This window comes from Mangrovactinospora gilvigrisea (assembly GCF_001879105.1).
Taxonomy (GTDB): Bacteria; Actinomycetota; Actinomycetes; order Streptomycetales; family Streptomycetaceae; genus Mangrovactinospora; species Mangrovactinospora gilvigrisea.
The window spans coordinates 1-14,408 of the sequence record NZ_MLCF01000070.1; the positions used below are offsets into that span (position 1 = coordinate 1).

The 14,408-nt window shown below is 72.9% G+C and carries 11 protein-coding genes; 9 read left to right on the forward strand and 2 right to left on the reverse strand.

Annotated elements, in window-relative coordinates; translation table 11 throughout:
- The 9 genes from BIV57_RS26440 to pstB all read left to right on the forward strand — a co-directional run.
- Positions 1–1,353 (forward strand): mannosyltransferase YkcB-related protein (locus BIV57_RS26440; RefSeq protein ID WP_473234604.1); only part of this gene is annotated, 1,353 nt, incomplete at its 5' end.
- 233 nt (positions 1,354–1,586) lie between these two features.
- Positions 1,587–3,704 carry an ArnT family glycosyltransferase gene (locus BIV57_RS14085; protein WP_139275667.1) on the forward strand — a complete coding sequence of 706 codons (2,118 nt, stop codon included), beginning with the start codon at positions 1,587–1,589 and terminating at the stop codon, positions 3,702–3,704.
- Positions 3,705–3,819: 115 nt separating this feature from the next.
- Positions 3,820–4,764: a mycothiol synthase gene (gene mshD, locus BIV57_RS14090; RefSeq protein WP_071657137.1), complete on the forward strand. Its 945-nt coding sequence runs from the start codon at positions 3,820–3,822 to the stop codon at positions 4,762–4,764.
- Positions 4,765–5,114: 350 nt separating this feature from the next.
- The gene (locus tag BIV57_RS14095; RefSeq protein WP_245797661.1) at positions 5,115–7,400 is read left to right on the forward strand and encodes an RNA degradosome polyphosphate kinase; all 2,286 of its coding nucleotides are present in this window, start codon (positions 5,115–5,117) and stop codon (positions 7,398–7,400) included.
- The gene (locus BIV57_RS26640) at positions 7,381–8,157 is read left to right on the forward strand and encodes an NUDIX hydrolase (RefSeq protein WP_071657138.1); all 777 of its coding nucleotides are present in this window, start codon (positions 7,381–7,383) and stop codon (positions 8,155–8,157) included. Before BIV57_RS14095 ends, BIV57_RS26640 begins: the two co-directional genes overlap by 20 nt.
- Positions 8,158–8,392: 235 nt before the next feature.
- Positions 8,393–9,535, forward strand: a complete 1,143-nt coding sequence (pstS, locus tag BIV57_RS14105) for a phosphate ABC transporter substrate-binding protein PstS (protein ID WP_419185711.1) — start codon at positions 8,393–8,395, stop codon at positions 9,533–9,535.
- A gap of 65 nt (positions 9,536–9,600) precedes the next feature.
- A complete protein-coding gene (pstC, locus tag BIV57_RS14110; protein WP_079170317.1) occupies positions 9,601–10,665 on the forward strand; it encodes a phosphate ABC transporter permease subunit PstC in 1,065 nt (354 codons plus the stop codon).
- Positions 10,665–11,747, forward strand: a complete 1,083-nt coding sequence (gene pstA / locus BIV57_RS14115) for a phosphate ABC transporter permease PstA (protein WP_071657139.1) — start codon at positions 10,665–10,667, stop codon at positions 11,745–11,747. Before pstC ends, pstA begins: the two co-directional genes overlap by 1 nt.
- 81 nt (positions 11,748–11,828) lie before the next feature.
- Entirely contained in the window at positions 11,829–12,602 is a 774-nt protein-coding gene (gene pstB / locus BIV57_RS14120) for a phosphate ABC transporter ATP-binding protein PstB (RefSeq protein WP_071657140.1), read from the forward strand.
- Positions 12,603–12,776: 174 nt separating this feature from the next.
- On the opposite strand, the gene BIV57_RS14125 is transcribed toward pstB, so the two are convergent.
- Together BIV57_RS14125 and BIV57_RS14130 are read right to left on the reverse strand one after the other, a co-directional pair.
- Positions 12,777–13,772, reverse strand: a complete 996-nt coding sequence (locus tag BIV57_RS14125) for an inorganic phosphate transporter (RefSeq protein WP_071657141.1) — start codon at positions 13,770–13,772, stop codon at positions 12,777–12,779.
- A gap of 3 nt (positions 13,773–13,775) precedes the next feature.
- Positions 13,776–14,396 carry a DUF47 domain-containing protein gene (locus BIV57_RS14130; RefSeq protein ID WP_071657142.1) on the reverse strand — a complete coding sequence of 207 codons (621 nt, stop codon included), beginning with the start codon at positions 14,394–14,396 and terminating at the stop codon, positions 13,776–13,778.
- Between the last annotated feature and the right edge of the window lie 12 nt (positions 14,397–14,408).

Sequence of the window (14,408 nt, forward strand, 5' to 3'; positions counted from 1 at the left end):
GGCGGCCAGATCTCCTGGCTGCTGCCGCTGACCGCGGTGTGCCTGGTGGGCGGGCTCGTCCTGCTGGGTCGGCATGCCACGGCGCCGCGCACCAGCCTGGTGCGGGCCGCGCTGCTGGTCTTCGGCGGTTGGACGGTGATCCACTTCGTCGCCTTCAGCTTTATGAGTGGGACGATGCACCCCTACTACACGATCGCGCTGGCACCGGGCATCGCGGGCGTCGTCGGGATCGGCGGCTGGCTGCTCGTCAAGGCGGCACGGGAGTCGCTGACCTGGGCGCTGGTGCTCTCGGCGGGGCTGGTGGCGACGGCGGCCTGGGCGATCGTGGTGCTGCAGCGCACCTCGGACTGGCAGCCGTGGCTGTCGCCGGCGGTGGGGCTGCTGGCGCTGGTGGCCGTCGTGGGGGTGCTGATGGGACGGCCGCAGACAGATCGGGCCGGGCGGAGCCCGTCGATGCGGGGTGGTGGTCGGCCGACGGGCGGGCGGATGCTGCTGGCCGGGGCGGCGCTGGGGCTGAGCGCGGTGCTGATCGCGCCGACGGCGTATGCGGCGGACTCGGCGTTCTCCTCGTCGGCGGGCGGGATGGGCGGCGTCAACCCGACGGCCGGGCCGAGCAGTTCCTCCGGCTTCGGCGGGGGCGGCTTCCCGGGCGGTTCGGGCTCGCGCGGCGGCATGCCGGGCGCCGAGGCGGGCGGCGGAACGGGGACGGGTTCCCAGCCGGGCTCGGGCTCCGGGTCCGAAGCGGGCGGCGGCACCGGCGGCATGCCGGGCGGCGGCGGGATGCCCGGCGGGGCACCCGGCGGCTCCGGCGAGGGCGGGGCGCCCGGCGGCGCCCCCGGCGGTGCGCCGTCCGGCTCGCAGGGCGGCGGCGCCCCGTCCCAGGGCGGCTCGGAGGCCTCGGGCGGCTCGGGGCAGTCCGGCACGGGGCAGTCCGGCCGGACGGGACGCGGCGGCTTCGGCGGCGGCGGGATGGGCGGCAGCCTCTCCTCCGCGATGGTGAAGTACCTGGAGCAGCACCAGGGCTCGGCGACCTGGCTGGTGGCCGTCTCCAACGCGCAGTCCGCCGCCCAGCTGATCCTCCAGACGGGCCGCCCGGTCGCCTCGATGAGCGGCTTCACCGGCTCCGACGCCGCGATGACGGTGAGCAAGCTGCAGACCCTCGTCAAGGAGGGGAAGCTGAAGTACATCGTCGTCGGCGACGGCATGGGCATGGGCGGCGGCAGCGGCACCAGCGCCGTCGACGCCTGGGTGAAGAAGCACGGCACCAAGGTCCCGGCCTCCGCCTACGGCGGGAGCTCGAGCAGCAGCGGTACGAGCGGCTCCACCGGCTCCGCGCTCTACCGGCTCGGCTGACGGACCGTCCGGCGCGCCCGCGGCCGCGTCCCCGCTCAGCGGGGGTGCGGCCGCGGGCGCGGGCCATTCTCAGGAAACGTTAAGGTCCGCCTCACCCCGTTCCCATCGCGTGCCGGGACCTTGCTGTCGGTGGACGAGCGGCTGCCCGTGATCCCCCGGCCACTCGCCCACCGGCACCCCCGACCGCACCTGCCTGCGCTCCCGAACTCTCCCGGAACACCGGAGTGCTGAACGTGAGTGAGACCTGGGCCGCCCCCGTCGGCTCCCGCACCAGCGGGCCCGCCGCCGAGGAGGCGTCCACCGCCGCCGGCGACGCGCCGTGGACCCGCCCCGCCCTCGGGGCGATCCTGGTACTGGCCGCCGCCCTCTACGGCTGGGGCCTGCCCCACGCCGCGACCAACTCCTTCTACTCCGCGGCCGCCTACAGCGCCGCGCACAGCTGGAAGGCGTGGTTCTACGGCTCGCTCGACCCGGCGAGCTTCATCACCGTCGACAAGCCCCCCTTGTCGACGATGGCGCAGGGCCTCTCCGTCCGGGTCTTCGGGATGGGCACCTGGCAGATGGTGCTGCCCTCGGTGCTGGCCGGCGTCGGCTCGGTCGCCGTGCTGCACGGCGCGGTGCGCAGGGCGTTCGGACGGCGGGCCGGCTTGGTGGCGGCGCTGGTGCTGGCGCTCACCCCGATCACCGTGGCGATCACCCGGGACAACAACCCGGACCCGCTGATGATGTTCCTGACGGTCTGCGGGCTGTGGGCGCTGGTCCGGCTCTTCGAGGACGGCCGGTGGCGCTGGGCGCTGCTCTTCGGGGCGTTCTTCGGGCTGGCCTTCCTGGCCAAGATGCTGCAGGCGTTCGTGCCGCTGCCGGCGCTGGTGGGGGCGTACCTGTACGCCGGGCCGGGCGGCTGGTGGCGGCGGGTGCGGCAGATGCTGGCGGCGGGCGGCGCGCTGGTGGTCGCCGGGTTCTGGTGGCCGTTCGCGGTGGACCTGACGCCGGCCGCGTCCCGCCCCTACATCGGCGGCAGCGGGGCGACCAACAGCGCCTGGAACCTGGTGATCGGCTACAACGGCCTGAGCCGGGTGCTGGGCCGGGGCGTCGGCGGCTCGCTGACGGGCGGCCGGGGCGGCGGCTTCGGCGGGGGCCCGGCGGCGGGCTCGGCGGCGAGGTCGGCGGCCGGCTCGACGGCCCGTCACTTCCCGGGCGGCGGAAAGGGGTTCCACGGCGGCGGGGGCGGGGGCGCCTTCGGCGGCGGCTCCGGCCTCGGCCGGATGTTCGAGCAGACGCTGGGCGGCCAGATCTCCTGGCTGCTGCCGCTCGCCGCGGTCTGCCTGGTGGGCGGGCTGGTCCTGCTCGGCCGGCACGCCACCACCGCCCGGACGGCAACGCAGCGCGGCGCGCTGATCGCCTGCGGCGGCTGGACGGTCCTCGGCTTCGCCGTCTTCAGCTTCATGAACGGCACGATGCACCCCTACTACACGACGCTGCTGGCCCCGGGCATCGCCGGAACGGTGGCGATCGGCGGCCGACTGCTCGTCAGGGCCTGCCGGGCGTCGCTGCTCTGGGCGCTGGTGACGGTGGCGGGGCTGCTGGCGACGGCGGCCTGGGCGATCGTGGTGCTGCAGCGCACCCCCGACTGGCAGCCGTGGCTCACCCCGGCGGTGGCGCTGCTGGCGGTGGTCGGGACGGTGGGCGTGCTCGCCGGGCGGCCGCGGCGCCGCATGATCCTGGCGGGCGCGGCGGTCGGGCTGGCGGCGACGCTGCTGGGCCCGGCGGCGTACGCGGTGGACGCGGCCGGCTCCACCGCGACGTCCGGGCAGGGCGGCTCCAACCCGCTGGCGGGTCCGGCCACCGGACGGGGCGGCTTCGCCGGGGGCGGCATCCGGATCGGGAACCGGCCGGGGGCGGGGACGTCCCGGTCGGCACAGGCACAGGCACAGGCACGGGCGCAGACGCAGGCCCGGGCAGGGCGGCGGTTCGGCGGGGGCGCGTTCGGCGGGGGCGCGTTCGGCGGCGGCTTCGGCGGCGGGCGGGACGGCGGGACGGTGAGCGCCGCGGTGGTGAAGTACCTGACGGAGCATCGGGACGGAGCGCGGTGGATCCTCGCGGTCGGCACCTCGCAGCAGGCGGCGCAGCTGATCCTGAGCACGCACCAGCCGGTGGTCTCGATGTTCGGCTTCACGGGGTCCGACTCCGCGATGACCGCTTCGCGGATGGCGGAGCTGGCGCGGTCCGGGGAGCTGCGCTATGTGGAGCTCGGTGGCGGCCGGGGCGGGAACGCGTCGGTCGACGCGTGGGTGCAGGCGCACGGCACGAAGGTGGACGTCGCCGGGACGACGCTCTACCGGCTCTCCTGAGCCGCCGCCGTGCCCCCCGCCCCCGCCCTGGGCGGGGGCGCCGCCCGCGGCCGGAAGCGGAACAGTTCATGCCGCTGACATGTTGTCCTCACGCGGCCGCGACTATGGTCGGTTCATGGACTTCGCCCTCGAACGGATCGACCGCCCCGCCCCCCGCGCCGCCGAGCAGATCCGCGCGCTCATCGAGCGCGCCCGGGTGGCGGACGGGGTCGCGCCGGTCTCCGAGCAGGGCCGCCTGCTGCTGCGCGACCACCGCGAGGGCCCCGTCCATCTCGTCGCCACCGCCGCCGGCCCGGACGGCGAGCCGGTGATCGCCGGCTACGCCCAGCTCACCCCTCCGGAGGACCCGTCCGCCGAGGGCGCCGCCCCCGCCGCCGAGCTGACCGTCGACCCCGTCCACCGCCGCGCCGGCCTCGGCACCGCGCTGCTGGACGCCGTGCGCGCCGCGGCCGGCCCGTCCGGGTTCCTGGTGTGGGCGCACGGCGGCCTGCCCGCCGCCCGCGCGCTGGCCGCCAAGGCCGGCCTGGTGCCCGTCCGCGAGCTGCGCCAGATGCGGCGCCCGCTCACCCCGGAGGACGGCGGCCCCTCGCCGGTGCCGCTCCCGGAGGGCGTCACCGTCCGCACCTTCGAGCCGGGCCGGGACGAGGAGGCGTGGCTGGCGCTGAACGCCGCCGCCTTCGCCCACCACCCCGAGCAGGGCTCCTGGACCCGCGAGGACCTCGACGCCCGCCTCGCCGAGCCGTGGTTCGACCCCAAGGGCTTCTTCCTCGCCGAGCGGCTCGCCCCGGAGGGCGGCGGCCCGCGGGCGGTCGGCTTCCACTGGACGAAGACGCACCCCGAGGAGAACCTCGGCGAGGTGTACGTCGTGGGGGTCGCGCCGGGCGAGCAGGGCAGCGGTCTGGGCAAGGCGCTGACCGACATCGGCGTACGACATCTGGCCGACCGCGGCCTTCCCGGGGTACTGCTGTACGTGGACGAGGAGAACCGGGCGGCCGTGCGCGTCTACGAGCGGCTCGGCTTCTCCGTCCACGAGGTGGATCTGATGTACCGCGGGGCCTGACCCCGCCTCAAGGCTTCGGGGGACACGGAGGACCACGGGGGAGACCGGACGCGCCGAGGGCGCGTCCGGACGTGGTGCACGGGTGTGAGCGGTGTGTGCGGTGTTTCGTCCGGAGCACGAGAGGCGGCGGCGGTATGGGTCCAGCCCAGTACCTGCGGATTTTCCAGTTTTGCCTGGATATCATCGGCTCTGCCTGGCGGCCGGAGGTCGCGCCCCCCGCCCTCGCGGGTCGGCGCGGCCTCCTCAGGCGGCTGCCGGGGCCCGCGGATCCCCTGCTCGGCGCGCCCCGCGGCCTCGCCCCGTCACTCGATGGCCATCAACCGTTCACCGTCGCATGGGAGGGTCGCCCGGTGTCCTCCGCCATACCCCCACCGCCCGCCGAGGGCCGCCGCCACCTGCGGCTGGCCGCCGCCCCTGCCCGTCCGGCCGAGCGCCGCGCCGGCGATCCGGAACCGGACGGCGACGCCGTCCCGGCCGCCGGGCCGTCGTCCGGCGCGACCGCGGTGCAGCCCGACACGGCGGCCCGCGCCGCCGAGGGAGCCGAAGGGGAGGAGGCCGGCGAGCCCCTGCCGGCCGACCGCTTCCTGGACCGCGAGCGCAGCTGGCTCGCCTTCAACGAGCGGGTCCTGGAGCTCGCCGAGGACCCCGACACGCCGCTGCTGGAGCGGGCCCGCTTCCTCGCCATCTTCGCCAGCAACCTCGACGAGTTCTTCATGGTGCGCGTGGCCGGCCTCAAGCGCCGGATCGCCACCGGGGTCGCGCAGCGCGCCTCCAGCGGGCTGCAGCCCCGCGAGGTGCTCCAGCTGATCTGGGAGAGCAGCCGGGAGCTGATGAAGCGGCACGCCGCCTGCTTCCACGGCGATGTGCTGCCGGCGCTCGTCGAGGAGGGCATCGAACTGGTGCGCTGGGGCGACCTGGCGTCCGGGGAGCAGGACCGGCTGCGCCGGCTCTTCCACACCCGGATCTTCCCGGTGCTCACCCCGCTGGCCGTCGACCCGGCCCACCCCTTCCCGTACATCTCCGGGCTGTCGCTGAACCTGGCCGTGGTGGTGCGCAACCCCACCTCCGGCCACCGGCACTTCGCCCGGGTGAAGGTGCCGCCGCTGCTGGCCCGGTTCGCCGAGGCCTCGCCGGGGCGGTACGTCCCGCTGGAGGACGTCATCGCCGCCCATCTGGGCGACCTCTTCCCGGGCATGGACGTCCTCGCCCACCACACCTTCCGGGTAACCCGCAACGAGGACCTGGAGGTGGAGGAGGACGACACCGAGAACCTGCTCCAGGCGCTCGAACAGGAGCTGCTGCGGCGCCGCTTCGGGCCGCCGGTGCGGCTGGAGGTCGAGGAGTCCATCGACCCCTACGTCCTGGACCTGCTGGTGCGCGAGCTCAACATCACCCCGGACGAGGTGTACGCGCTGCCCGGCCCGCTCGACCTGACGGGCCTCAACGGCATCGCCGACCTGGACCGCCCCGAGCTGCGCTACGAGCGGTTCGTCGCCGGGGTGCACCGCGACCTCAGCGAGATGGAGTCGGCCAGCGCGCCGGACATCTTCGCCGCCATGCGGGAGCGGGACATCCTGCTGCACCACCCCTACGACTCCTTCTCCACCTCGGTGCAGGCGTTCGTGGAGCAGGCCGCCGCCGACCCCGACGTGCTCGCGATCAAGCAGACGCTCTACCGCACCAGCGGCGACTCGCCGATCGTCGACGCGCTGATAGACGCCGCCGAGGCGGGCAAGCAGGTCCTCGTCCTGGTGGAGATCAAGGCCCGCTTCGACGAGCAGGCCAACATCTCCTGGGCGCGGAAGCTGGAGAAGGCCGGCTGCCACGTCGTCTACGGCCTCGTCGGGCTGAAGACGCACAGCAAGCTGCTGCTGGTGGTGCGCCAGGAGGGCGACCGGCTGCGCCGCTACTCGCACATCGGCACCGGCAACTACCACCCCAAGACGGCCCGCCTCTACGAGGACCTGGGGCTGCTCACCTCCGACTCGGAGGTCGGCGCCGACCTCTCCGACCTCTTCAACCGGCTCTCCGGCTACTCGCGGATCGACGGCTACCGCCGGCTGCTGACGGCGCCGAAGAACCTGCGGGACGGGCTCATCGAGCGCGTCGAGCGGGAGATCGAGCACCACCGGGAGGGCCGCGAGGCCCGGGTGCGCCTCAAGCTCAACTCGCTGGTGGACGAGCAGATCATCGACAGCCTCTACGCGGCCTCCCGCGCCGGGGTGCCGGTGGAGCTGTGGATCCGCGGCATCTGCGCGCTGCGGCCGGGCGTCCCGGAGCTGTCGGAGAACATCGTGGTCCGCTCGGTGCTGGGCCGGTTCCTGGAGCACTCCCGGATCTTCCACTTCGCCAACGGCGGCGAGCCGGAGGTGTGGATCGGCAGCGCCGACATGATGCACCGCAACCTGGACCGCCGGATCGAGGCGCTGGTGCGGGTCACCGACCCCGGCCATGTCGCGGGCCTCACCGCCCTGCTGGACCTGGGGCTGTCGCAGGAGAGCGAGTCCTGGCACCTGGACGGCGACGGCACCTGGACGCGGCGCAGCCGCGACGCGCAGGGCAACCGGCTGCAGCACCCGCAGGAGGTGCTGATCGCCACCCGGAAGAAGCGCAGCCATGGGCTCGGCGACGACTGAGCCGGTGCTCGCCGCCGGGGCGGTGCTGTGGCGGCCCGCACCCGGCGGCGGACGCGAGGTGGCGGTGATCCACCGCCCCAAGTACGACGACTGGTCGCTGCCCAAGGGCAAGGCTGAGCCGGGCGAGGAGCCGCCGGAGACGGCGGCGCGCGAGGTCGAGGAGGAGACCGGGCACCGGGTGCGGCTCGGCCCGCCGCTGCCGTCCGTCGAATACCCGCTGGACTGCGGGCGGTTGAAGTACGTCCGCTGGTGGGCGGGGCGGTCGGTGGACGGGGAGTTCGCGCCCAACCACGAGGTGGACCGGATGGTCTGGCTGCCGATGGACGAGGCCCGGGACGCGCTCACCCACCCGCGCGACCTGCCGGTGCTGGACGCGCTGGCGGCGCTGCCGGCGGCCACCGTCCCCGTCGCCCTGGTCCGCCGCTCGGCGGAGCCGCGGCGGGCGGCGGCGCTGCTGGACCTCTTCGCGGCCGGGCCGGGCTGGGCGTGGGCGGTGCTCTCCGACGGCACCGCGCGGGCGGGGCGCGCGGCGGCGGCGCTGGACGGCTCCGGCACCACCGTCCCCGCGGACCTGGCCGAAACCGCCCGCCGCCTCGCCGCCGACGGCACCCCCACCGCGGTCGTCGCCCGCCGCCGCGAACTCGCGGCGCTGGCCCGGTCGTTGGGCGCGGAGCCCGAAATCCCGGACGCCGGAGTCACGGTGCTGCACCTGTCGGGAACGCATCTGCTGGCCGACGAGGCGCACGCGCCCCTCTAGGGGCGCGAGGAACTCCGCGAGCGCGCGCGAACGACCCGGCGGTGGGCAGCGCTCCCGCACCCCCACGGCGAATACCCCATCTTGACCTGCGACAACGCACGTCGCGCAGGGTTCACCCCCCGTTCACCCTGTGCCGGAGAACGCGTCACCTCTCGTCCCTAGCGTCAGCCGTACCGGTGAACGGATGAACGCCCGCCCCTGCGACTAGGGGGTGTCAGAAGGGACAAAGACGGAAGTGAACCTCAACCGGATCGGCCGCAGCAAGAGAGTCATGGCCCTGGGCGCGCTCGCCGCGGCCGGTGCCCTCGCGCTGAGCGCCTGCGGCAGCGACACCAACTCGGGCGGCGGCAGCAAGGCCGGCGCCTCCAGCTCCTCCTCGTCCGGCAGCATCGCCTGCGGCTCGGGCAAGGGCCAGCTGCTCGGCTCGGGCTCCACCGCCCAGCAGAACGCCATGGACCAGTGGATCAAGGACTACCAGGCGGCCTGCTCCGGCACCACGATCAACTACGGCGGCGGCGGCTCCTCCACCGGCCGGACGAACTTCCTGGACGGCAAGACCACCTTCGCCGGCTCCGACGCGCCCCTGAAGGCCGCGGAGATCACCCAGTCGAAGAAGGTCTGCTCCAGCGGCTCCGCGATCGACCTGCCCATGGTGGGCGGCCCCATCGCGATCGCCTACAACCTGCCGGGCGTGGACAACCTGGTGCTGGACGCCAAGACCCTCGCCGGCATCTTCTCGGGCTCCATCACCAAGTGGAACGCCCCGGAGATCGCCAAGCTCAACCCGGGCGCCAAGCTGCCGAGCAGCACCATCCAGGCGTTCCACCGCTCGGACGGCTCCGGCACCACCTACAACTTCAGCGGCTACCTCAACGACGCCGCCGGCACCGGCGCCTGGAAGTTCGGGCAGACCTCCGACTGGCCCACCAAGACCGGTCAGAGCGCCAAGGGCTCCGACGGCCTCGCCGCGCAGGTCAAGCAGGTGCAGGGCTCGATCTCCTACTTCGAGCTCAGCTACGCCAAGAACTCGCAGCTGCAGACCGCGAAGATCAACACCGGCGCCAGCGCCCCGGTGGCCGTCTCCACCGACGCCGCCGCCAAGGCCATCTCCACCGCCAAGGTCGTCGGCCAGGGCAGCGACCTCGCCCTGCACCTCGACTACGCCACCAAGGCGGACGGCGCCTACCCGATCTCCCTCGTCACCTACGAGATCGTCTGCGACAAGGGCAACAAGGCGGCCACCCTGCCGGCCCTGAAGTCCTTCCTGAAGTACACGGCGAGCAGCGCCGGCCAGCAGTCCATCGCGCAGCTCGGCTACCTCTCGCTGCCCTCCGCGATCAGCGACAAGGTCACCGCCCAGATCGACAAGCTGGGCTGACCCCCAGGCACCCGTAAACGTCCGGTGCACCGCCAACGCACTGCAAACGGACCGGAGTTCACGTCATGACCCCTCCCCCGCCCACCCGTCGCCCGGCCACCACCCCCGGTGGTCAGGCTTCGCCTGGCTCGGTCCCGGGGCCCCCCTCCGGGGGTCCCGAGGCCCCCGACCACCCCTCGCTGCGGGGCCGCGGCGGCGGCCGCGCGGGCGACCGCGTCTTCCTCGGGCTCTCCCGAGGGGCCGGGATCCTGCTGCTGATCGTGATCGCTGCGATCGCCGGGTTCCTCCTCTACCGCGGCATCAACGCCATCAAGGTCGACCAGGGCAATTTCCTCACCACCGCCGGCTGGGACCCCAACGGCCTGAAGCCGGTCTTCGGTGTCGCCGCCCTGGTCGTCGGCACCGTCCTCAGCTCGATCGTCGCCATGGTGATCGCCGTGCCGGTGGGCGTGGGTGTGGCCCTGTTCATCTCGCACTACGCGCCGCGCCGCCTCGCCCAGCTGCTCGGCTGGGTCGTCGACCTGCTGGCGGCCGTGCCGTCGGTCGTCTACGGCCTGTGGGGCACGCTCTTCCTGGTCCCGAAGATGATGGGGATCCACACCTGGCTGGGCAGCTACCTCGGCTGGGTCCCGGTCTTCAACCAGAGCCAGCCCGGCGCCTATCCGCGGACGCTGTTCACCGCGGGCGTGGTGCTCGCCATCATGGTGCTGCCGATCATCACCGCGATGAGCCGCGAGGTCTTCCTCCAGACCCCGCGCGCCCACGAGGAGGCCGCCCTCGCGCTGGGCGCCACCCGCTGGGAGATGATCCGCACCGCGGTGCTGCCGTTCGGCCGCCCCGGCGTCATCTCCGGCTCCATGCTCGCGCTCGGCCGGGCGCTCGGCGAGACGATGGCCGTCGCCATGGTCATCTCCCAGGGCTTCAACGTGACGCTGCACCTGCTGGACCCGGGCACCTCGACGACGATCGCCGCGAACATCGCCAACGGCTTCGGCGAGGCCTCCCGCCCGGTCGGCGTGGACGCGCTCATCGCGTCCGGCCTCGTCCTCTTCGTCATCACCCTGATCGTCAACGGCATCGCGCGGTGGATCGTGGCCCGCCGCAAGGAATTCGCAGGGAGCGCAGCCTGATGTCCGCCGCCGAGCTCACCCAGGACGACTTCCCCCGAGAGGCCGCCGTGCCCGTCCGCCGGCTGACGCAGCGCCGGCTGCCCCGCTGGGCGCCCTGGCTGTTCCTGGTCGTCGCCGCCGCCGTCGGCTCCGGCATCGGGGCCGCCGCCGGCCTCAAGAGCCATCTGCAGTGGGGGCTGATAGCCGCCGCGGTCTTCGTCGTCGGCCAGTGGGCCGTCTCCGCCTCCGTGGAGGGCCGCCGCAGGGCCACCGACCGGCTCGCGCTGAGCCTCGTCGGCGCCTCCTTCCTGCTCGCCCTCGTGCCGCTGGTCGCCGTGCTGGCGTACACCATCAGCAAGGGCGCCGGGAAGCTCAACGGCTACTTCCTGACGCACTCCATGAACGGCGTGAGCGCGCTGGACAACACCGGCGGCGTCTACCACGCGCTGATCGGCACCCTGGAGCAGGTCGGCATCGCCACGCTCATCTCGGTGCCCGTCGCCCTGCTGACCGCCGTCTACCTGGTGGAGTACGGGCGCGGCAAACTCGCCAAGGCGATCACCTTCTTCGTGGACGTGATGACGGGCATCCCGTCCATCGTCGCCGGCCTGTTCATCCTCTCCTTCTGGCTGCTGACGCTGGGCTTCAACTACTCCGGCTTCGCCGGGGCGCTGGCGCTGGCCATCCTGATGATGCCGGTCGTCGTCCGCTCCACCGAGGACATGCTGCGGCTGGTGCCCGACGAGCTGCGCGAGGCGAGCCTGGCGCTCGGCGTGCCGCGCTGGCGGACCATCCTCAAGGTGGTGCTGCCGACCGCGCTGTCGGGCATCACCACCGGCGTGATGCTGGCCATCGCCCGCGTCGCCGGCGAGACCGCCCCGGTGCTGCTGCTGGTCTTCGGCAACGACCGGATCAACAACGACCCGTTCAGCGGTCCGCAGTCGTCGCTGCCGCTCTTCGTCTTCGAGGAGTACGGCAAGGGCAACACCTTCTCCACCGAGCGCGCCTGGGCCGGCGCCCTGCTGCTGATCATCATCGTGATGCTGATGAACGTGGCGGCACGGGTCCTCGCCCGCCTCAAGGCCCCCAAGAACTCCCGCTGAATCCCCCCTCGGGCCGCCGCGGCGGCCCGCCCCCCGAACCACCCACCGCCACCAAGAGAGAAGCACGAGGCTGACACCGCCATGGCCAAGCGCATCGACGTCGACAACCTCGACGCCTACTACGGCAAGACCAAGGCCGTCTCCGGGATCTCCATGACCGTGGAGCCCCGGTCGGTCACCGCCTTCATCGGCCCCTCCGGCTGCGGCAAGTCCACCTTCCTGCGCACCCTGAACCGGATGCACGAGGTGATCCCGGGCGCCCGCGTCGACGGGCGGGTGCTGCTGGACGACGAGGACCTCTACGCCCCGCAGGTCGACCCGGTCGCGGTGCGCCGCACCGTCGGCATGGTCTTCCAGCGGCCCAACCCGTTCCCGACGATGTCGGTGTACGAGAACGTCGCCGCCGGGCTGAAGCTCAACGGCGTCCGCAAGGCCGACCTCGACGACGTCGTCGAGAAGTCGCTGCGCGGCGCGAACCTGTGGGAAGAGGTCAAGGGCCGGCTGAAGAAGCCGGGCGCCGGCCTCTCCGGCGGCCAGCAGCAGCGGCTGTGCATCGCCCGCGCGATCGCCGTGGAGCCCGCCGTGCTGCTGATGGACGAGCCCTGCTCGGCGCTGGACCCGATCTCCACGCTCGCCATCGAGGACCTGATGGGGAGCCTCAAGGAGCGGTTCACCATCGTCATCGTCACCCACAACATGCAGCAGGCGGCGCGGGTGAGCGACCGCACCGCCTTCTTCAACCTCGAGGGGCCGGGCCGTCCCGGGACCCTGATCGAGATGGACGCCACCGAGAAGATCTTCTCCAACCCGGGCGTCAAGGACACCGAGGACTACATATCCGGCCGCTTCGGCTGACGGGTCCTCAACGAGACTCCTGCGTGGTGCTGCTTGGCGGTGCCACCACGCAGGGCACCGGGGCCGGGCCCCGCCTTCTGGGGGAGGGCGGGCCCGGCTCCACTCCTGTCTCCAGGGTTTCCGCCTTCGCCGTCGCTCTCGACGTCGCTCTCGACTTCGACGACGAATTCGACGCTAGCCGACGAGGGCGTGCACGATCCAGTACATGACCGCGCTGACGATGCCCGCGGCCGGCATGGTGACGACCCAGGCGACCACGATGTTCCCGGCCAGGCCCCAGCGCACCGCGGAGAGCCGCTTGGTGGTGCCGACGCCGCAGATCGCCGCGGTGATGGTCTGGGTGGTGGAGATCGGCGCCTTGAAGAGGAACGCCGCCGCGTAGAGGATCATCGACGCAGTCGCCTCGGCGGCGAAGCCGGATGGCGGGTCCAGCTCGATGATCTTCCGTCCCAGGGTGCGCATGATGCGCCAGCCGCCGGCGTAGGTGCCCGCGGACATCACCAGGGCGCACATCACCGTCACCCACCAGGGGATCGAGTCGCCGTGGTGATAGCCCGTCACCGTCAGCGCCAGCACCACGATGCCCATCGTCTTCTGGGCGTCCTGGAGGCCGTGGCCGAGCGACATGCCGGCCGCCGAGACGGTCTGCGCCACCCGGAAGCCGCGCTTGACCTTGTGCGGGTTGGAGCGGCGGAACGTCCACAGGATCGCCACCATCAGCAGGTAGCCGACGAGGAAGCCGATCGCCGCCGAGACGAACATCGGGATGACGATCTTCCACAGCACGCCGTGCCAGTGCACGGTGGTGGAGGCCGCCAGCGCCGCGCCCACCATCCCGCCGAACAGGGCGTGCGAGGAGGAGGACGGCAGCCCGAAGTACCAGGTGATCAGGTTCCAGGTGATGGCGCCTAGCAGCGAGGCCAGCACGATCACCAGGCCCTGCGTCCCCGAGGGCGGCGAGATCAGGCCGTCGCCGACGGTCTTCGCCACACCCTCCCCGAGGAAGGCCCCGATCAGGTTCATCACCGCGGACATCGCCAGCGCCACACGCGGGGTCAGCGCCCGCGTCGAGACCGAGGTGGCGATGGCGTTCGCGGCGTCGTGGAAGCCGTTGGTGTAGTTGAAGACCATCGCCACGATGACGACGATGATCAGTCCGGTGAGCTCCACCGGTCAGGACTCCTTGACGACGATGGACTCGACCGTGTTGGCGACGTGCTCGAAGGCGTCGGCCGCCTCCTCGAGCGCGTCCACGATCTCCTTGAGCTTGAGCACCTCGATGGCCTCGTACTTGCCGCTGAACAGGTGCGCCAGCAGCTTGCGGTGGATCCGGTCGGCCTCGTTCTCCAGCCGGTTGACCTCGATCCAGTACTCCGAGAGGTTGTCCATCGAGCGCAGCCCCGGCATCGCCTCCGAGGTGAGCTCGGCGGCCCGGACCAGCACCTCCACCTGGCGGTCCATGCCCGGCGGCAGCTCCTCGACCTGGTAGAGGACCGTCAGGTCGACGGCCTCCTCCATGGCGTCCATGACGTCGTCGAGGGAGGAGGCGAGGTTGTAGATGTCCTCGCGGTCGAAGGGGGTGATGAAGCTCTGGTTCAGCTTGCTGAAGATGGCGTGGGTCGACTCGTCCCCGGCGTGCTCGGCCGCCCGCATCTTCTCGGCGACCTCCGGACGGGCGTCGGGGTCCGCGCCGAGGAGTTCGGTGAGGAGCTTGCTGCCCACGACCAGGTTGTCCGCCGAGGCGGCGAACATGTCGTAGAAGCTCGTCTCCCGTGGGGTCAGACGAAAGCGCACTGGCGGTCTCCG